Annotated in this window: 22 protein-coding genes; 11 read left to right on the top strand and 11 right to left on the bottom strand. The window is 67.9% G+C overall.

The window, feature by feature from the left end; all coding sequences use genetic code 11:
• The first annotated feature begins 96 nt into the window (after window positions 1–96).
• From ACP7BH_RS14260 to queG, 4 genes are all read left to right on the top strand, one after another.
• On the top strand, window positions 97–807 hold the full coding sequence (locus ACP7BH_RS14260; RefSeq protein ID WP_425986259.1) for a toll/interleukin-1 receptor domain-containing protein: 711 nt from the start codon (window positions 97–99) through the stop codon (window positions 805–807).
• 34 nt (window positions 808–841) lie between these two features.
• Complete coding sequence (locus ACP7BH_RS14265; RefSeq protein ID WP_425986261.1) at window positions 842–1,054, top strand: DUF2158 domain-containing protein; 213 nt, start codon at window positions 842–844, stop codon at window positions 1,052–1,054.
• Complete coding sequence (locus tag ACP7BH_RS14270; protein WP_425986263.1) at window positions 1,051–1,308, top strand: DUF6953 family protein; 258 nt, start codon at window positions 1,051–1,053, stop codon at window positions 1,306–1,308. Before ACP7BH_RS14265 ends, ACP7BH_RS14270 begins: the two co-directional genes overlap by 4 nt.
• A gap of 147 nt (window positions 1,309–1,455) precedes the next feature.
• Complete coding sequence (queG, locus tag ACP7BH_RS14275) at window positions 1,456–2,574, top strand: tRNA epoxyqueuosine(34) reductase QueG (protein WP_425986265.1); 1,119 nt, start codon at window positions 1,456–1,458, stop codon at window positions 2,572–2,574.
• Window positions 2,575–2,921: 347 nt separating this feature from the next.
• Here queG and ACP7BH_RS14280 read toward each other — a convergent pair whose 3' ends face one another.
• Together ACP7BH_RS14280 and ACP7BH_RS14285 are read right to left on the bottom strand one after the other, a co-directional pair.
• Window positions 2,922–3,437 carry an FKBP-type peptidyl-prolyl cis-trans isomerase gene (locus ACP7BH_RS14280; RefSeq protein ID WP_425986267.1) on the bottom strand — a complete coding sequence of 172 codons (516 nt, stop codon included), beginning with the start codon at window positions 3,435–3,437 and terminating at the stop codon, window positions 2,922–2,924.
• Window positions 3,418–4,620 (bottom strand): threonine ammonia-lyase, encoded by a 1,203-nt coding sequence (locus ACP7BH_RS14285; RefSeq protein WP_425986270.1) that lies wholly within the window; start codon window positions 4,618–4,620, stop codon window positions 3,418–3,420. Before ACP7BH_RS14285 ends, ACP7BH_RS14280 begins: the two co-directional genes overlap by 20 nt.
• Before the next feature lie 174 nt (window positions 4,621–4,794).
• On the opposite strand from ACP7BH_RS14285, the gene ACP7BH_RS14290 reads away from it, so the two are divergent.
• Window positions 4,795–5,310: a hypothetical protein gene (locus tag ACP7BH_RS14290; RefSeq protein WP_425986273.1), complete on the top strand. Its 516-nt coding sequence runs from the start codon at window positions 4,795–4,797 to the stop codon at window positions 5,308–5,310.
• A gap of 112 nt (window positions 5,311–5,422) precedes the next feature.
• Window positions 5,423–5,620, top strand: a complete 198-nt coding sequence (locus tag ACP7BH_RS14295) for a hypothetical protein (RefSeq protein ID WP_135193876.1) — start codon at window positions 5,423–5,425, stop codon at window positions 5,618–5,620.
• A gap of 14 nt (window positions 5,621–5,634) precedes the next feature.
• Here ACP7BH_RS14295 and ACP7BH_RS14300 read toward each other — a convergent pair whose 3' ends face one another.
• The 5 genes from ACP7BH_RS14300 to ACP7BH_RS14320 form a co-directional block, all read right to left on the bottom strand.
• Window positions 5,635–6,168: a GNAT family N-acetyltransferase gene (locus tag ACP7BH_RS14300; protein WP_425986275.1), complete on the bottom strand. Its 534-nt coding sequence runs from the start codon at window positions 6,166–6,168 to the stop codon at window positions 5,635–5,637.
• A 168-nt stretch (window positions 6,169–6,336) separates the two neighbouring features.
• Window positions 6,337–6,624, bottom strand: a complete 288-nt coding sequence (gene rpmA / locus ACP7BH_RS14305; RefSeq protein ID WP_159848772.1) for a 50S ribosomal protein L27 — start codon at window positions 6,622–6,624, stop codon at window positions 6,337–6,339.
• A 96-nt stretch (window positions 6,625–6,720) separates the two neighbouring features.
• Window positions 6,721–7,287, bottom strand: coding sequence for a 50S ribosomal protein L21 (gene rplU / locus ACP7BH_RS14310; RefSeq protein WP_425986277.1), 567 nt, complete (start codon window positions 7,285–7,287; stop codon window positions 6,721–6,723).
• 175 nt (window positions 7,288–7,462) lie between these two features.
• On the bottom strand, window positions 7,463–7,996 hold the full coding sequence (locus ACP7BH_RS14315) for a phosphoribosyltransferase (RefSeq protein ID WP_425986279.1): 534 nt from the start codon (window positions 7,994–7,996) through the stop codon (window positions 7,463–7,465).
• Window positions 7,989–8,957 (bottom strand): MJ0042-type zinc finger domain-containing protein, encoded by a 969-nt coding sequence (locus ACP7BH_RS14320; RefSeq protein ID WP_425986281.1) that lies wholly within the window; start codon window positions 8,955–8,957, stop codon window positions 7,989–7,991. Before ACP7BH_RS14320 ends, ACP7BH_RS14315 begins: the two co-directional genes overlap by 8 nt.
• A 71-nt stretch (window positions 8,958–9,028) precedes the next feature.
• On the opposite strand from ACP7BH_RS14320, the gene ACP7BH_RS14325 reads away from it, so the two are divergent.
• The 5 genes from ACP7BH_RS14325 to ACP7BH_RS14345 are packed head-to-tail and all read left to right on the top strand — an operon-like array spanning window position 9,029 to window position 12,849.
• A complete protein-coding gene (locus ACP7BH_RS14325; RefSeq protein WP_425986282.1) occupies window positions 9,029–9,739 on the top strand; it encodes a cell division ATP-binding protein FtsE in 711 nt (236 codons plus the stop codon).
• Complete coding sequence (locus tag ACP7BH_RS14330; protein WP_425986284.1) at window positions 9,736–10,644, top strand: cell division protein FtsX; 909 nt, start codon at window positions 9,736–9,738, stop codon at window positions 10,642–10,644. The genes ACP7BH_RS14325 and ACP7BH_RS14330 overlap by 4 nt, the downstream gene beginning before the upstream one ends.
• Window positions 10,641–11,300: a YdcF family protein gene (locus ACP7BH_RS14335; protein ID WP_425986286.1), complete on the top strand. Its 660-nt coding sequence runs from the start codon at window positions 10,641–10,643 to the stop codon at window positions 11,298–11,300. Before ACP7BH_RS14330 ends, ACP7BH_RS14335 begins: the two co-directional genes overlap by 4 nt.
• Window positions 11,300–12,013: a lysophospholipid acyltransferase family protein gene (locus ACP7BH_RS14340; protein WP_425986288.1), complete on the top strand. Its 714-nt coding sequence runs from the start codon at window positions 11,300–11,302 to the stop codon at window positions 12,011–12,013. The genes ACP7BH_RS14335 and ACP7BH_RS14340 overlap by 1 nt, the downstream gene beginning before the upstream one ends.
• Before the next feature lie 50 nt (window positions 12,014–12,063).
• Window positions 12,064–12,849: a MipA/OmpV family protein gene (locus tag ACP7BH_RS14345; protein ID WP_425986290.1), complete on the top strand. Its 786-nt coding sequence runs from the start codon at window positions 12,064–12,066 to the stop codon at window positions 12,847–12,849.
• A gap of 45 nt (window positions 12,850–12,894) precedes the next feature.
• Here the strand turns inward: ACP7BH_RS14345 and hisC are convergent, their stop codons facing one another.
• Genes hisC through ybaK form a run of 4 tightly spaced genes read right to left on the bottom strand, consistent with a single transcriptional unit; the run spans window position 12,895 to window position 16,243 of the window.
• The gene (gene hisC, locus ACP7BH_RS14350) at window positions 12,895–13,983 is read right to left on the bottom strand and encodes a histidinol-phosphate transaminase (protein ID WP_425986293.1); all 1,089 of its coding nucleotides are present in this window, start codon (window positions 13,981–13,983) and stop codon (window positions 12,895–12,897) included.
• Between the two features lie 14 nt (window positions 13,984–13,997).
• Entirely contained in the window at window positions 13,998–14,684 is a 687-nt protein-coding gene (locus tag ACP7BH_RS14355; protein WP_425986295.1) for a hypothetical protein, read from the bottom strand.
• Window positions 14,684–15,736, bottom strand: coding sequence for a DUF2125 domain-containing protein (locus tag ACP7BH_RS14360; RefSeq protein WP_425986296.1), 1,053 nt, complete (start codon window positions 15,734–15,736; stop codon window positions 14,684–14,686). Before ACP7BH_RS14360 ends, ACP7BH_RS14355 begins: the two co-directional genes overlap by 1 nt.
• Window positions 15,737–15,769: 33 nt before the next feature.
• Complete coding sequence (gene ybaK, locus ACP7BH_RS14365) at window positions 15,770–16,243, bottom strand: Cys-tRNA(Pro) deacylase (protein ID WP_425986298.1); 474 nt, start codon at window positions 16,241–16,243, stop codon at window positions 15,770–15,772.
• Window position 16,244: the final 1 nt, after the last annotated feature.

Genomic DNA, 16,244 nt, shown 5'->3' on the forward strand with positions numbered 1-16,244 from the left:
GTTGGCTGCCGCATTGATTGAAAGAATCAAAAAGCGTTAACGCTTGGAAACTATACAAGCGACACTATATCGTGATTCAACCCTAGGGAGGACACGATGGCTAGATGCACCGCACCAATAAGAGGGCATACTGGGGGTGGCGCAGCAAGCTGTCCCGCCTGTAGCAGCCGGTATGGTCGCGGCTCTAGCTGGGGGTATTCGCCGTCATATTCATCGCCGTCTTACTCGCCTCCAGCCGCCTCGTCGTCAGGCGGAGGCGGCGGGCGAAGCACCGGCGGGGCTAGCAAGACCTCTAAACCCCGCTGGGCGCGAGCTAGCTCAGCCGTTTGGTACACACCTGCCGAGGTGCTTGAGCTCGAACCCGCACGAGCGCACGTCGAACAGCGAGCGACCGTTCCTGACCTTCGCGACGTATTCCTCTGCCACGCGTGGGACGACAGAAACGGAGCCGCTCAGGAGTTGCACGATCTGCTTGAGGCTCGCGGCGTGAGGGTCTGGTTTAGCCAGAAGGACATCCCGCTCGGAACGCCGTTCATGCGCGAGATCGACAAGGGACTAGCGAAGTCCCGCGTTGGCATCGTTTTGGTGACGCCAAGTTTTCTCAGACGCATCAAGAGTGAGGGTGTCGCTGACAAAGAACTCTCCGTACTTCTCCATCGGGGCGCAATCGTACCTATCATCCACGGTGCATCTTTCGACGAGTTGAACAACGAAAGCCCCATGCTGGCTTCGCGAAACGGCCTTAACACTGAAGACGGATCGATGAGCGAAGTCGCCACGAAGCTAGCTGATCTTGTCGCCGTATAACTGACGATACAAAAACCAAACGAAGAGGGGCTTTATGGTCAACATGTTCAACAGGGGCGACGTCGTCCAACTGAAGTCAGGCGGGCCAGCGATGACAATCGACGCCGTCCCCGGTGAGGCGAGTAGCAAATACGATTTTGAAGAACGCACCACTTATCGGTGTGAATGGTTTAAGGGCGCTACTCCTGCTAACGGCAATTACGCCGAACATCTCCTCCAGGTTTTCGTGGCACCCGAAAAGAAATGACGCCCGACGAAGCTGCCCAGTGGATGCTGGACCGCTACGATGCAGAGCGCTTCCTGTATCAGGAAGCTGCGGCCTCATACTTGCTCCATCTCCACGATGAAGCCCTTGCCTACTATGATGCCAACGGCAACGTGTGTGTCGGCAAGGGTGTGCTCGCCATCTTCAACAGGCTGACACCCGACTCGGTTTATGAACGCGGCGAGAAGTTCTGGCGCGACCGGCTCTCGACGGACCAGCCGGGAAGGCAGCAATAAACGGCGGCTTTGCCGCGTCAAATCGCGACAGTCAGCGCCTGAATCTGGACGCTGTTAATGTCCGATATGGTCGAACAAGGTCCTCGTCCTCTTCGTCAAAATCGCTCGCCTCAAGACGCTTCAGCGCCCCCGTGCTATCCCCCGCCCGTGTCCGACCGCCTGAAAACCTTCATCCGCCAGCGCGCGGCCGAGCTCGGCTTCGATGTCTGCCGTTTCGCCTCGGCGGCCGACGCCTGGCCGGCGGGTGAGCGGCTGCGTCATTTCGTGGATGAGGGCCGGCATGGCGACATGGAATGGATGGAGACGACGCTGGATCGCCGCCAGCACCCCACCGCCATGTGGGACGAGGCGAAAACCGCCATCGTCCTGGGCATGAACTACGGCCCCGACGAGAACCCGCTGGACCAGCTGGCCGACCGTTCGGCCGCCTATATCTCGGTCTATGCGCGCGGCGACGACTATCACGAGGTGATCAAGGGCCGGCTGAAACAGCTGGCGGGCCAGATCGCGGCCCGCAACGGCGCTGACATCAAGGTCTTCGTCGACACCGCCCCCCTGATGGAAAAACCCCTGGCCCAGCGCGCCGGACTGGGCTGGCAGGGCAAACACACCAATCTGCTCAGCCGCACCCACGGCAACTGGCTGTTCCTGGGCACGATCCTGACCGCCGCAGAGATCGAACCGGACGAAAGCGAGACCGAACATTGCGGCCGCTGCACCGCCTGTCTGGACGCCTGCCCCACGAACGCCTTCCCCGCCCCGTTCCAGCTCGACGCGCGGCGTTGCCTGTCCTACCTGACCATCGAGTTCGCCGATCCCTGGCCGGTCGAGTTCCGCACCCTGACCGGATCGCGCATCTATGGCTGCGACGATTGTCTGGCGGTCTGTCCGTGGAACAAGTTCGCCCAGGAAGCCCGCGAGATTCGCCTGCTGCCCCGTGAGGCCTTCGAAAGCCCGCGCCTGCACGACCTGCTGGCGCTGGACGACGCCGCCTTCCGCGTCCTGTTCACCAAAAGCCCGGTCAAGCGCATCGGCCGTGACCGGTTTCTCAGGAACGTCCTCTACGCGGTGGGCAACTCGGGCGACGCGACCCTGATCGCCCCGACCCAGGCCCTGCTGACCGACCCCTCGCCCCTGGTGCGCGGCGCGGCCGTCTGGGCCCTGTCGCGGCTGACGCCGCCCGGCGAGTTCGCGGCCTTGTCCGCCGCGACGACCGAGACCGACCCCCAGGTCCTGACGGAATGGCGAAGGCTCGAAACGGCCTAGCCAGCGCAGTCGCCAAGACGAACCGCAGCGATTTCAACGCCCTGATCGGCACCAGCGACCGCTACCTTATCGCCGTCGCGCGCTGGGCTATACTGCCCGCCTGGTCTTTGACATTCGCCAAGCGCCAACACTGCAAACCGCTCGCAAAAATCTGCACGAAAGTGCACTCAAAAAATTCGCAGTGCACTTTTTCGTCTCCTCCCCGCTTCGCGGGGAGGGGGACCGCGTAGCGGTGGAGGGGCTCTGGACGCCCCACAGGCGTCTGCGATGGGCGACAGCCCCTCCGTCACGACGCGAAGGCGATCCGTCTCCTCCCCACGAAGTGGGGAGGAGACGGATCGCTGGGATCACCCCATCGCCGTGCCTACGCCCGATCCGCCGCCAGGCACCTTGGCCACGTCCAGCAGTTTCAGCCGGAAGATCAGCACCGAATTCGCCGGGATCTTGGGGCTGCTCCGCTCGCCATAGCCCAGCTCGGGCGGCACATGGAGCAGCCATTCGTCGCCGACGCGCATCTTCTGCAACGCCTCGGTCCAGCCCTTGACCACCTCTTCCGGCGTAAACACCGCCGGCGCCCCGCGCGCGAACGAGCTGTCGAACACGCTGTTGTCGACCAGCTTGCCCTCGTAATCGACCTTGACCAGGTCGTTGCGGTCCGGGCTGACGCCGCTCGCCGGACCCGCCTGCACCACCTTGTATTGCAGGCCGCTGGGCAGGGTCACGACGCCCTCGGCCTTGGCGTTCTCGGTCATGAAGGCGACCGCCTCGGCCTTGCCCGCGTTCGGATCGACCGGCTCGGCCTGGCCGCAGCCCGCCAGCAGCACCGCGCTCAACAATGCCGCCTTACCCCATCCGAAGTTCATAGCCGCGTTCCTTCAAGGCCTCGCCGATCTCGTCGGCGTGGGCGCTATCGCGCGTTTCGACCATGATGTCGAACTCCGCGCCCTTGGCCGGCACGTCCAGCGCCAGACGGTTGTGGACCACGTCGATGATATTGCCGCCCAGGCCGCCGATCACCGCCGCCATGGCCGACAACATGCCCGGCCGGTCGTCGCCCAGGATGCGGTAAACCAGCAACCTCCGTTCACGGACCATCTCGCGGTTCAGCACCACCGCCAGCATCCGCGCATCGATGTTGCCGCCGCACAGCTCCAGCCCGACCTTCATCCCCTTGAACCGCTCGGGATAGGCCAGCAGGGCCGCCAGACCGCCCGCGCCCGCGCCCTCGGACACCGTCTTCTCATAGGTGACGTAGTGGGCCACCGCCCGTTCGAAGTCGGCCTCCTCGCAGACGAAGACCTCGTCCACCAGCGGGTCGGCCAAAGCAAAGGGGATCTCGCCCACGGCCTTGATGGCGATGCCCTCGGCGATGGTCTGGCCGGTGCAGACCGGGGGCTTGCCCGCCCGTCGTGCGGTGAAGGACGGATAGCGCGCCGCCTCGACCCCGAACACCTTGATGTCCGGCTTCATCGCCTTGGCCGCAATGGCGCAGCCGGCGATCAGGCCGCCGCCGCCGATGGGGATGATCAGGGCCTCGATGTCGGGCGCGTCCTCCAGGAACTCGATGGCGCAGACCCCCTGGCCCGCCACGATGCCCGCGTCGTCGAAGGCCGAGACGAAGACATAGCCCTTCTCGGCTTCCAGCCGCTGGGCCGCCTCGGTCGAGCCAGTGAAATCCAGCCCCTCGATCACCACCGTCGCCCCGTGCGAGCGGGTGCCGTTGATCTTGGCGAAGGGCGTGCCCTCCGGCATGACGATGGTCACCGGCACCCCCAGCCGTCCGCCGTGGTAGGCCAGGGCCTGGGCGTGGTTGCCGGCGCTGGCCGCCACCACCCCGCGCTTGCGCTCCTCGGGGCTAAGCATCAGCAGCCGGTTCAGCGCGCCGCGTTCCTTGAAGCTGCCGGTGAATTGCAGGTTGTCGAACTTGACCCAGACCTCGGCCCCGGTCAGCTGCGACAGCTTCCTGGAATAGCGGGTCGGGGTGTGGTCGACCTGGCCTGCGATCCGGGCGCGGGCGGCTTGGATGTCGGCGAAGGTGACGGTCATGCGGGCGTTTCCGAGCTGTCGCGCCTCGACGAATGGGCGCGTTGTTCGGGCCTGTTTCGCGCGTTGTCGGGTCCGGGTCCAGAGGCGGGCGTCTTGACCGTGGAAGTGGGAGGCCGGGTCTGCGATAGTGGGCGCGTCGTCCCCCCGACCGCGAAATTCCCCGGAGGAAAGCCCATGTCGATCCGCCTCTTCGCCGCCCCAGGCCTCGCCCTCGCCCTGGCCGCCGCCGCCCTGTCGGCCTGCGCCCCCACGACCGGAGGCGGCCTGCCCTATGCCGGGCCTGCGGCCTTCGACGAAGGCGACTTCGGCTGGTCCCAGATGCCCGGCCGCAACAGCATCGAAGGCCAGATCGCGTTCGCCCAGGATGGCAAGACCTTCGCCTGCGTCGGCTCGGCCGGCCTGACGCCGGACACCCCCTACACCCGCGCCCGCTTCCGCACCCTGTATGGCTCCACCGAGCGCGCGGCCGTCCCCGCCGCCGTGGTCCGCGCCCGCACCGTGCCGGACGCCAACGCCGACTACCGAACCTATGTGCGCGACACCCGCTGCGAGAACGGCCGCGTCCGCTTCGACGGCCTGCCGGACGGCGGCTGGTTCCTGATCGTGCCGGTGACGGCGGGCGATGCGCCGCTGGTGCTGATGCGCCACGTCCAGACGCGCGGCGGCCGGGTGGTCGCCGTCACCCTGTGACCCCCACGCCTGTTCTCACGAAGATGCGACCCCGGTAACGCGGATCGCCATCTTCTGACCACGAGCGCCCCGGACTGATCGCTTCTTCTGTGAGAGTTCGGGGAGCGTTTTCTTGTCCCAACACAATATCGTAGGGTCCGAGGCCTTTACACGAGGGCCATCGGTCATCATCCGCAAATATAAGGCGGGCGGCATGCGTCGGCGACGGTCCAAGACCATCGCCACCTTCATCGCCGGCGCGGGCGCCATGCTGGTGGTCGGCCTGATCACCGCCGCCGCCGTCTATGGACCGACCTTGGCCGGCGGCTGACGCCCGGCTGGCTTTCAGGCCAGCCAGACCATCATGCGGGTGTCCGCCTCGGCACGACGCGCCTTGCTCCAGGCTCGGCGCGTCTCGCCGGTGTAGAGAAAGCCCGCCTTCTCCAGCACGCGACCCGACGCCGGATTGTCGGCGAAATGCCCGGCGACCAGCGCCCGGCGCTTCCACTTGCGGCTGGCCCAGACCAGGGCGGCGTCCAGCGCCTCGGTGGCAAAGCCCCGACCCCAGTACTCCCGACCGATCCAGTAGCCCGTCTCGGGCACGCGATCCTCGCCCTCGAACAGGCCGATGACGCCGATCGGCCCCATGTCATCATGATCAATGACGAAGGTGTTGGCCCGCCGGGGATCCTGGGACGCCACCTGCAGCACGAAGTCGTCGGCGTCACGCATCCGGAACGGATGCGGCATCCGCTTGGTCATGCGCGCGATGTCCAGGTCGTTGGCCAGGGCCGCGATGCGCGGGGCGTCCTGGGGCGCGGGCGCGCGCAGGACCAGACGCCGGGTCTCGACGATGGGAGAGGTTTCGATGACGCACATGGGCGTTGCCTCGGATCTTCAACCGTCTCCTTGAAGGGCTCGGACGGTCTTCGAGGCGGGGAAACGCAAACGGGGAGCCTGGTGATCCAGACTCCCCGCGGAATATAATCCCTGGTCCGGACCGGCTGCTTTCAGAAGCAACGCCGATCCGGGAAGGTCCAGATCGCGTTACTCGGCGGCCATCGCCACTTGGGCGTCGTCATTGGCCGCGAGGATCGACACGTAACAACGGCCACCGGCTTTCTTGGTGAATTTCACCGCGCCGTGCGTCAGGGCGAACAGGGTGTGGTCGCGGCCCATGCCGATGTTCTCACCCGGGTGGAAGGTGGTGCCGCGTTGGCGCACGATGATGTTGCCGGCCAGCACGCGCTCGCCGCCATACTTCTTCACGCCAAGGCGCTTCGACTCGGAGTCGCGACCGTTACGCGACGAACCACCGGATTTCTTGTGAGCCATCTTGCCGCTCCGTCTTTCTTGGGGCGCTACCGGCCTTTCGGCCTACTTGAGCGCGTCCGTAACTAGGTCTGGCGCTGTGAGGCGCCGGTGAATGTCTTAGGCTTCGTCGCCGGCGGCTTCAGCCTTGGGCGCGGCCTTCTTCTTGGCCGGGGCCTTCTTGCCAGAGTCTTGGGCGGGAGCCGAGCTCTCGACCACGACGCCCTTGATCTCGGCGCCGTCCACGTCGGTCACGACCGTCTCGGTCGAACCCAGCGAAGAGGTGGCGTCACGGGCGGCCAGGTTGCGGGCCCGCAGGTTGATCTCGGCCTTGGTCGTCAGATCGACCTTGCCGTCCCACTTGGCGGTCTCGCCGGCGCCGTCGATGCCGGTGATGCGCAGGACCGATTCCATCTGGCGGTGGCCGTTGGTGCGGCGATAGCCCTGGCGACGGGTCTTCTTGAAGATCTTGATCTTCTCACCCTTGCGGGTCTCGACCAGGGTCGCGCCGACGAAGGCGCCGTCGATCAGGGGAGCGCCCAGGGTCACACCGTTGTCGCCGCCCAGCATCAGGACGCTGTCGAACTTCAGCTCCGAGCCGGCGTCGCCGTCGAGCTTTTCGACGACAATGGTGTCGCCCGGTTGGACCCGGTACTGCTTGCCGCCGGTCTTGATCACCGCGTACATGTTGAAGCCTCAGCGCAAACGCAAAAAAAGATACGCCGCCCAAGGACACCCCCGGCGGCGAAGAGCGGCGACATATACGGAAGGGTGTCCGAGAGTCAACGCCGAACCCGGCGGAAATTCAGCCCCGGACGGATTATCCCCCGCCGTTATGGCCCATACGGCCTCAGTCCCAGACTCAATCCAGGGCGCAGATGTCGGGCAGGCCGCGCAGGGCGCCGGCGTGGTCCAGGCCGTAGCCGACCAGGAAGCGGTTCGGCGCCTCCCAGCCGACGAAGTCCGGCTCGGGCGCACGCGGCGCGGGCCAGGGCTTTCTGGCGAAGACGCAGGTCAGGACCTCGGATGCGCCGGCTTCCCTGGCGATGCGGACCGCCTCGGCCAGCGACAGGCCGGTGTCGAACACGTCGTCCAGGATCAGGACGCGACGCCCGGCGATCGGGCGCTGGAACGGGGCGTATACGTCGATGCGGCCCCGGCTGGTCTGTTCGTCGCCGTAGGAGGCCAGCCACAGGGCGTCGAAGCGGACGTTGCGCCCGACGCGCGACAGGGCGCGGGTCAGGTCGGCGGCGAACCACAGGCCGCCGGTCAGCAGCACGGCGGCGACGGTGTCGTCGTCGGTCACGGGTGCGATACGCTGGGCCAGGTCGGCGACGATGCGCGCCACCTCGGCCTCGGGCAGGAGAACGGTCGGCGTCGGGGAGGGATCAGCCATGATGCGAGGCCGATACCGCCTCACCATGCCCCTTGTCCACCGCGCCCACGGGTCGCGCCTCGATCGGCGCGGCCGTATTTGGGGCCTCGGCGCCGGGCGCCGTGGCCGAGCGCAGCCCTTGGGCCGTCGCCGGCTGTGCTGCGGCGGGGGCGTGGTTGGACGTCGGTTCGGCCTCGTGCGCCGCAGCCTTCTTGTCATCATCGTGCCCGGCGGTCGGCTTGGCATGGGCGGGGGCGGAAGTTGGGCTCACCGGAGCGAAGTCGACGCCGATACCGGCGCCGTGTCCGCCTGGATCGGGGATCAGTGCGGCGAATCCCTGGACCTTGCCCGGCAGGACGGGTGCGGCGTCGATCTGCACGATCTTGAAGCCCACCTCGGCGCCGTTGGCGTCCACCAGGGCGACGCGGACGGGCGGCGACACGATCTCGACGTCGCGCACGTTGCGAATGGCGCCGGACACCACGACCATGCCGGGATGGCCGGGCGCGGCCTTGGCGGTCAGGGCCTCGAAGTCCAGCCCGACCGGGTTCACCGTCGCACCGAAGAATTTGTAGGCCGAGGCCGCCTTGGGGAAGGCCTGGACGATCTCGACCCGGAACAGGAAGGCCGCCACGATCAGGCCGATGAAGACGCTGGCCAGACCGGCCCAGACGACGCCGTGGGCGGCGGCGCGACGCAGCTTCTTCTGGCGGTCGGCGCGGGCGCGGAAGGCGCGGGGCAGTTCCGGAGCTGGGGTCTCGGCCAGGCTGGCGGCGGTCGGCGCGGGGTCCGGCTCCGGCGTGGTTTTTTGGGTGGGGGCTGCGGCAACCGGCTCGGGCGTCAGGGTCAGTTCCAGCGGTTCGTCGGGGGTCGCGCGCCACACTTCGCCGCAAGACTGGCACCGCACCTTGCGGCCGTTCGTACCGACCGCGTCATCGGGAATGAAATAGCTGGTGGCGCAGGCGGGGCAGGTCAGTATCATGTGGCTGACTGCGAGGCTGTCGCCCCCTCCCGTAAGGCGCGACGCCGCGCCCTGTTCCTGAAACACATACCATGCCGTCCTCGCCCGCCGATTCCGCTCCCGTGTCCGAGACCGCCCGCCTGTCGGGGGTGGGTTTCGGCTATGCAGGCGCGCCCGACGTGCTGAGCGACATTAACCTCATTCTGCCGCGTGGCTCTTTCCACTTCCTTACCGGGCCGTCCGGGGCCGGCAAGTCTTCGCTGCTGCGCCTGCTGACGCTGGCGGACCAACCCCGAACGGGCAGCATCCGCCTGTTTGGATCGGATGTCACGCGCATCGACCGCCGCGACATTCCCGCCTTCCGACGGCGCATGGGGGTAGTGTTCCAGGACTTTCGCCTGCTGGATCACCTGTCCGCCTTCGACAATGTCGCCCTGCCCTTGCGCCTGGCGGGCGGATCCGAGGCCGACTATGCCGCCGATGTGCAGGAGATGCTGAAATGGGTCGGCCTGGGCCGCCGGATGGACGCCCGCCCCCCGGCCCTGTCCGGCGGCGAGAAACAGCGGCTGGCCATCGCCCGCGCCGTCATCACCCGGCCCGGCCTGATCGTGGCGGACGAACCGACGGGCAGCGTGGACGCCGTCATGGCCGACAAGCTGCTGCGGCTGTTCCAGTCGCTGAACAAGCTGGGGGCCACGGTCCTGATCGCCAGCCATGACGACGCCCTGGCCCAGCGGTCGGGCGCGCGCGTCCTGCGGCTGGACGCCGGGCGTCTGAGCGAACCGTCGCGGGCCGCCGCATGATCCGCCTGTCCGACTTCAGCCTGTCCAGCCGCCGCCCCGGCCTGTTGCCGCCCGCCGCCGCCGGCGAGCCCTGGCTGATGACCGTCATCGCGGTCCTGTGTTTCCTGGCGTGCCTCGCCGCCGTCGCCGCATCGGCTGCGGATCGCGCCGCGCACGGCTGGGCCAGACAGTTGGGCGCCGAGGCTACGGTGCAGGTGCGCCCCAGCGTCGGTGAGACCGGCGACACCGCCGCCGCCCGCGCGGCCGAAACCCTGTCGAGCGTCGATGGGGTCGAGGAGGCCGCCGCCCTGAGCCGCAAGGCGGCCGAGGATCTGCTGCGGCCCTGGCTGGGCGACGCGGTCCTGCCCGATCTGCCCCTGCCCCATCTAGTGACCGTCAGGCTGAACGCCCAGGCGCCGGCCAGCGCCGTGACCCTAAGCCGCGCCCTGGCCGAGGCCGGGCTGGACGCGACGGTGGACGACCACAGCCTGTGGCGCGGCGAGGTCGAGCGGTCCGCCGCCCTGATCACGGCCCTGGCCGGCGCCGCCTTCCTGGCCATCGCCTTCGCCGCCGCCGCCGCCATCGCCTATGCGACCCGCGCGGGTCTGGCGGCCGGGCAGGGCGTGATCGAGACATTGAGCCTGAACGGGGCGACGGACGGGGCCATCGCCTGGCTGTTCCAGCGGCGATTCGGTCTGATGGCGGCGGGCGCGGGCGCGATCGGCGCCGGGCTGGCGGCGATCCTGCTGGCCTTCCTGAGGTTCCTGGGCGGATCGGACGGGCTGTCGGCGGCGTTGCCGATCACCTGGAGCGACCTTGCGCTGCTCTCGCCATGCCCGCTGCTCGCGGCTACGGTTGCGGTTCTCGCCGCGAGATTCGCCTCTATGCGAGTGCTGGCTTCGGGCAAGGATGGAGGAGGCGCATGAGACTGTTGAGCGTCATCGCCATCGCGGCCCTGATCTGGCTGGTCGGCCTGTTCGCCTTTGCGCATCGGGTGCGCGAGCTGACGCCGGCCGACGATCCCGCGCGCGCCGACGCCATCGTCGCCCTGACCGGTCCCTCGTCCGAACGGGTCAACACCGCCATCCGCCTGCTGGAACAGGGCAAGGGCGAGCGGGTGCTGATCTCGGGCGTCAACCGCGAGGTCCGTCGCCGCGAACTGCGTGAGCTGACGCCCGGCTCAAGCCGCCTGTTCAACTGCTGCGTCGATCTGGGCTTCGAGGCCGAGGACACCGTCGGCAACGCCCAGGAGATCGCCGCCTGGACCCGCGCCAAGGGCTATCGCAGCCTGATCGTGGTCACCTCCGACTATCATATGCCGCGTTCGCTGGTCGAAATCCGGGGCCAGTTGCCGGGCGTGAAACTGACGCCCTACGCCATCTCCACCCCGTCGCTGGACAATGTCCGCTGGTGGCGGGCGGCGGTGACGGCGCGGCGCATGACGCTGGAGTATATGAAATATCTCGCCGTCCTGGGTCGTGAGGGCGTGCGTCGCATCACCCGCGACCGGCCCGCCGACACGGAAGGCGACGCCGTGACGCCCTTAACCGACACGTCTCCTGACGAAAAGGCCGCGCCTTAGTGAACACCCTGCGTTCCCTGCTCTTCACCGCCTGGCTCTATCTGTCGATGCCGATCATCGCCATCGGCCTGTCGCCCATCCTTCTGGCGCCGCACCGCTATGTTCAGGGTGTGTGCAAGCTGTGGGCGAAGATCGTGCTGTTCGGCCTGCGCTGGATCGCCGGGGTCAAGGTCGAGGTGCGCGGGCTGGAGCACGCCCCGTCCGGCGCGGCCCTGATCGCGTCCAAACACCAGGGGATGCTGGACATCGTGGCCCTGCTGGCCGTGCTGCCGGACGCCTGCTTCATCATGAAGAAGGAGCTGATGCCCCTGCCCTTCTTCGGCTGGTTCGCCTGGAAGGCCAGGATGATCGCCGTGGACCGCGCCGGTCACGCCAAGGCGCTGAAGGACATGACCCGTCAGGCGCACGATCGCCTGGCCGAAGGCCGCCAGATCGTCATCTTCCCCGAAGGCACCCGCAACGACCCTGGCGTTCCCGGCGATTACAAACCCGGCGTCGCCGCCATCTATCGCGATCTGGAAGGCCCCTGCTGGCCTGTCGCCACCAACTCCGGCGTCCATTGGCCGGCGCACGGCTTCCGCCGCTATCCGGGCAAGGTCGTGTTCGAATTCCTGGAGCCGATCCCGGCCGGGCTGAAACGCGGGGCCATGATGGCGTTGCTGGAAAGTCGCATCGAGACGGCTTCGTTGGCCCTGTTGGAGCCAAAGGCCTAGCTGGGGCGTATGAGGGCTTCCGATTTCGTCTTTTTAGGAAACCTCCCCGTATGTTCCTGCGTACCCTCGCCCTGACGACCGCCGCTGCCTGCGCCTTCGCCGGCTCCGCCTTCGCCCAGTCGCAACCCTATGAGCAGCTTCGTCCTGCCCCCCAGGGCTGGACTGTCGATCTGGGCGTCGGCGCCCTCTACAGCAAGGACAGCGGCGGCGACACGGGATCCCAGACCACGGTCGTGCCGTGGGTGTCGGCCAACTATCGCGACGTCGTCTATGTGAACGCCATCGACGGCCTGGGCTGGAACGCGATCAAGACCGACGACTTCCGCGCCGGACTGCAGCTGCGCCCGCGCTTCTCGCCTGAAGACATCGAGGGCTTGGACCTGGATCGTCCCGACTTCGGCGCCGATCTCGCCGCCTATGCCTACAAGCGCCTGCCCGGCAACATCGTGGTCGGCGGCCGGGTCAGCCGCGATGTGACCGACGTCAGCGAAGGCACCGAATACTACGCCTCGGTCGGCCATCAACGCGTTACGCCGATCGGTCTGCTGAACGCCTCGGTCTATGCCCGCGGCGGCGACGCCAAGCTGGCCGACACCTACTACGGCGTCAGCACGGCCGACGCCGCGCGCAACGGCATCGACGCCTATTCGCCGGGCAGCGGCCTGCAAGGCGCGGGCGCCAGTCTGGTGCTGCTGGTTCCGATCGGCGACAAATGGGGCGCGGGCGCTCTGGTCAACTACGAACGCCGTTTGGGCGACGTCGCCGACAGCCCGCTGTCCCAGGAAGACGACACGATCCGCACGGGCGTCTTCTTCGCCCGCCGCTTCGGCGGCTGATGACAGAACGGCGGCCGTGGATGCGGCCGCCGTCCCTTGCTTTAATCAGGTCGCCGCGAACTCGCTCAGCGCATCGATCACGGCGCGGTTCTGGTCTTCCGTGCCGATGGTGATGCGCAGGGCCTGGGGCAGGCCGTAGCCGCCGACCGGGCGCACGATGATGCCCTTGGTGTTGAGGTATTCGTTGGCGGCGGCGGCGCGTTCGGGCCCGTCGAACATCACCAGCACGAAGTTGCCGGCGCTGGGCAGCACCTCCAGGCCGAAGCCGCGCAGGGCCTGGGTCAGGCGCGGCTTCCAGTTCGAGACCAGGTCGCGCGACGCCGTCTGGTGCGCCTCGTCGAACAGGGCGGCGGTGGCGGCGTCCAGCCCCGGCACCGAGACGTTGAACGGCAGGCGGATGCGGTCGATGGCCTCGGCGACCTTCAGCGGCGCATAGCCGAAGCCGATGCGCAAACCGCCCAGGCCGTGGATCTTGGAGAAGGTGCGGGTGACGACGATGTTCTGGGCGTCACGGGCCAGCGGGAAGGCGGTCTCCCAGTCGGCCTCGGTCACATATTCCGCATAGGCCTCGTCCACGACCAGGATGATGTGGGCCGGCAGGGCGGCGTGCAGGCGGCGGATTTCCTCGCCGGTATTGTAGCTGCCGGTCGGGTTCGACGGGTTGGAGACATAGACGATCTTGGTCCGGTCATCGACCTGGGCCAACAGGGCGTCGACCTCGGCCTTGAAGTTCGGCTCGGGCGCCAGCTTGACCTGGGCCTCGCAGCCCAGGGCGCTGATCCGGTAGGCGAGGAAGCCGTACTGACCGCAGACGATGTTGTCGCCGGCCGTCAGATAGGTCTGGTTCAGCAGGGCGAAGACCTCGTCCGAGCCGTTGCCGAAGATCAGCCGCTCGGGCTCCAGCCCGTGGATCTCGGCTGCGGCGTCGCGCAGCTTGGTCGCGCGGCCGTCGGGATAGATGTGGATGTTCTTGATCGCGGCCTCATAGGCGGCGCGCGCCTTTTCGCCGGCGCCCAGCATATTCTCGTTCGAGGACAGCTTCATCGGCTCGGCGACGCCGGCGATGGACGACTTGCCGCCGACATAGGGGGCGATGTCGAGGATGCCGGGCTTGGGGGCGGGCGCGTCGGTCATGGAAAGCCTTGATTTCAGAAGATGGGGGCGGCGCCGATGACGCCGTTCAGGCGGCCGGGCGCGGTCTTCAGCCGCCCGTCCTCGGCCTGCACATAGCCCGTCAGCACGAACAGCTTCAAGCCGCCCGCCGCCGCCAGCGGATCGGCGACCAGTCCGGCCTCGCCCATGGCATCGACGATCTTGGTCTCGGACCAGCCGCTGTCAGTGACCCAGAAGCTGCGGTCGTCGCCGGTCGGGCCGGAGGTTTCCCTGGACACCACAAAGGCCTGGGGCCGTCCGCGCCGGTCATCGGGCAGGGCGGCGACAATCCTCAGTTCAGGCCGCGCCAGCAGCCGCCCCCACCACGGCCGGTCGGGCGTCAGATCGATCACCGCGCGCGCGCCGGCCTCGACCGCCTTCAACGCCTCGTCGGCCGACATGGGCCGAATGCCCAGGCCGTAGCGGTCCGTCGCCAAGGCCTGGGCCAATCCGCCGCAGACGATCAGAGACGTGCCTGTCGCCACCTCCAGCCGCCCCCACACCGCCTTGACCGCCGTGGCCTCGGCGGGCGATGCGCCCTCCAGCAACTGACGCAGGGCGATGGCCGAGGCGTCGGCCCGGTCGCGCGGCCCGGCCGCGACCCGCGCGCGCACCGCCTCGACCAAGGCGCGGTCCAGCGCCAGCAGGGCCTCGTTCGTCTCGGGTTCGTCCAGCAGGGCCATCAGAACAGCTTGGGCGCCGGGGCCAAGGGGAAGGGGCCGAGCCAGGTGCGACCGTCGCGGAACACCAGCGTCAAGGGAAGCTGCTCCTGGCCCGTCGCTTCGGCCGCGCCCGCCGCAGCGGCGGCTCCGGCCGCGCCGATCCGGTTGACCGGCCCCTGTCGCGTCGCCATCAGACCGGCCAGCGCGGGCAGAGGTTTCTGCGCCTGCAGTTCGACCTGTCCCGTCAGCCGTCCGTTCGCATCGGCGCGCAACACGTCGCTGCTGAGGGTTGCGCGGCTGTCGCCCGCCTGCAGGTCGCCGCGCACATTGCGGAACGTGCCGCCCGCCTTCGTCCAGGCCGAGAAGACCCCGGCCGCGTCGCCGCCCGTCTTCAAAAGGCTGGCCTGGCCGATCACGGCCTCAAGCTGGGTGGTCAGGCGGCCGTCCTGGGCGAAGCCTTCGACGGGGCCGTCGGCGCGGCCCTGCCCGTCCACCAGTCGGAACATGACATCGACGTCGTCGGTCGGCGTGGTCGAGCCTTCCAGATGCGGTCGGGCGTACAGCTCGATCCGCGCCGCGCGAGCGATGGGGAAGGGTTCGGCGCCGGTCTGGGTCGTGAAGACCGGATTGACCATCTCAAGCGCCAGATTGGGCCAGCGCTGGTCGATGCCGCTGGCGCTCATGCGGATGGCGTCGCCCTTGACCGCGACCTCGCCCTTGCCGGCGCGAGTCAGCATCAGCCCCTGCGGCGCCACGACCACCCATTTGGTCGGCTGATAGGCATTGGCCTCGGCGTTCAGTTCGGCCGCATTGATCGCGTGACCCGACGGCGTCTCGACTACCAGCTGGGTCAGGCCGACACGGGCGCGGAAGGGCCAGCCTGTGATCGTCTTGCCCGCGAACCGCACGTCCCAGCCGTCGTGACGCAGGGTCTGGACCTGGGCCTCCAGCCGCGTGTCGATCTGGCGCGTCAGAAAGACCCACCAGCCGGTCCAGGCCGCCAGTGCGATCAGCACAAGGATGAAGGGCGCATAGAGGCCCTTGCGGCTGGGTCGCTTGGTGGTGTCGGTCATGCGCGATCCTATAGCGCGCCATTTCAAGCCGTTCTAGGCGGTGAGGTCGGCCAGCAAGCCGTCGGTCGCTCGCAGCGCCTCGTCCGGCGCGACGCCCAGCAGCAGCCCGCGCTGCCCCCCATTGATCAGCACCTGATCGAACAGGATGGCCGTCTCGTCCATGGCGGTCGGCACGGTCTTCTTCTGACCGAAGGGACTGACGCCGCCGACCTTGTAGCCGGTCAGCCGTTCGGCGTCGGCGGGCTTCATCATCTGGGCCGATTTTCCGCCCAGCACCGCCGCCAGCTTCTTCATGCTGACCTCGCAGTCGGACGGCACGATGACACAGACGGGCGCGCCGTCGACCATGACCATCAGAGTCTTGAACACCTGCTCGGGCGCAATCCCCAGCGCCTCGGCCGCCTGCAAACCCACGCGCGGCGCATCGGGATCGTAGTCATAGGGAAACAGGTCGAAGGCGACGCCGGCCTTCTTCAGGGCGACCGTCGCGGGCGTGGTCCTCGACATC

Source organism: Brevundimonas sp. TWP2-1 (genome assembly GCF_049897645.1).
Lineage (GTDB): Bacteria > Pseudomonadota > Alphaproteobacteria > Caulobacterales > Caulobacteraceae > Brevundimonas.

Excerpts from the sequence above, each read along its gene's own strand:
- ACP7BH_RS14260 (WP_425986259.1), top strand. The coding sequence starts at position 97 with ATGGCTAGATGCACCGCACCAATAAGAGGGCATACTGGGGGTGGCGCA.
- ACP7BH_RS14265 (WP_425986261.1), top strand. The coding sequence starts at position 842 with ATGGTCAACATGTTCAACAGGGGCGACGTCGTCCAACTGAAGTCAGGC.
- ACP7BH_RS14270 (WP_425986263.1), top strand. The coding sequence starts at position 1,051 with ATGACGCCCGACGAAGCTGCCCAGTGGATGCTGGACCGCTACGATGCA.
- ACP7BH_RS14280 (WP_425986267.1), bottom strand. The coding sequence starts at position 3,437 with ATGAACTTCGGATGGGGTAAGGCGGCATTGTTGAGCGCGGTGCTGCTG.
- ACP7BH_RS14285 (WP_425986270.1), bottom strand. The coding sequence starts at position 4,620 with ATGACCGTCACCTTCGCCGACATCCAAGCCGCCCGCGCCCGGATCGCA.
- ACP7BH_RS14290 (WP_425986273.1), top strand. The coding sequence starts at position 4,795 with ATGTCGATCCGCCTCTTCGCCGCCCCAGGCCTCGCCCTCGCCCTGGCC.
- ACP7BH_RS14300 (WP_425986275.1), bottom strand. The coding sequence starts at position 6,168 with ATGTGCGTCATCGAAACCTCTCCCATCGTCGAGACCCGGCGTCTGGTC.
- rpmA (WP_159848772.1), bottom strand. The coding sequence starts at position 6,624 with ATGGCTCACAAGAAATCCGGTGGTTCGTCGCGTAACGGTCGCGACTCC.
- rplU (WP_425986277.1), bottom strand. The coding sequence starts at position 7,287 with ATGTACGCGGTGATCAAGACCGGCGGCAAGCAGTACCGGGTCCAACCG.
- ACP7BH_RS14315 (WP_425986279.1), bottom strand. The coding sequence starts at position 7,996 with ATGGCTGATCCCTCCCCGACGCCGACCGTTCTCCTGCCCGAGGCCGAG.
- ACP7BH_RS14320 (WP_425986281.1), bottom strand. The coding sequence starts at position 8,957 with ATGATACTGACCTGCCCCGCCTGCGCCACCAGCTATTTCATTCCCGAT.
- ACP7BH_RS14325 (WP_425986282.1), top strand. The coding sequence starts at position 9,029 with ATGCCGTCCTCGCCCGCCGATTCCGCTCCCGTGTCCGAGACCGCCCGC.
- ACP7BH_RS14330 (WP_425986284.1), top strand. The coding sequence starts at position 9,736 with ATGATCCGCCTGTCCGACTTCAGCCTGTCCAGCCGCCGCCCCGGCCTG.
- ACP7BH_RS14335 (WP_425986286.1), top strand. The coding sequence starts at position 10,641 with ATGAGACTGTTGAGCGTCATCGCCATCGCGGCCCTGATCTGGCTGGTC.
- ACP7BH_RS14345 (WP_425986290.1), top strand. The coding sequence starts at position 12,064 with ATGTTCCTGCGTACCCTCGCCCTGACGACCGCCGCTGCCTGCGCCTTC.
- hisC (WP_425986293.1), bottom strand. The coding sequence starts at position 13,983 with ATGACCGACGCGCCCGCCCCCAAGCCCGGCATCCTCGACATCGCCCCC.
- ACP7BH_RS14355 (WP_425986295.1), bottom strand. The coding sequence starts at position 14,684 with ATGGCCCTGCTGGACGAACCCGAGACGAACGAGGCCCTGCTGGCGCTG.
- ACP7BH_RS14360 (WP_425986296.1), bottom strand. The coding sequence starts at position 15,736 with ATGACCGACACCACCAAGCGACCCAGCCGCAAGGGCCTCTATGCGCCC.
- ybaK (WP_425986298.1), bottom strand. The coding sequence starts at position 16,243 with ATGTCGAGGACCACGCCCGCGACGGTCGCCCTGAAGAAGGCCGGCGTC.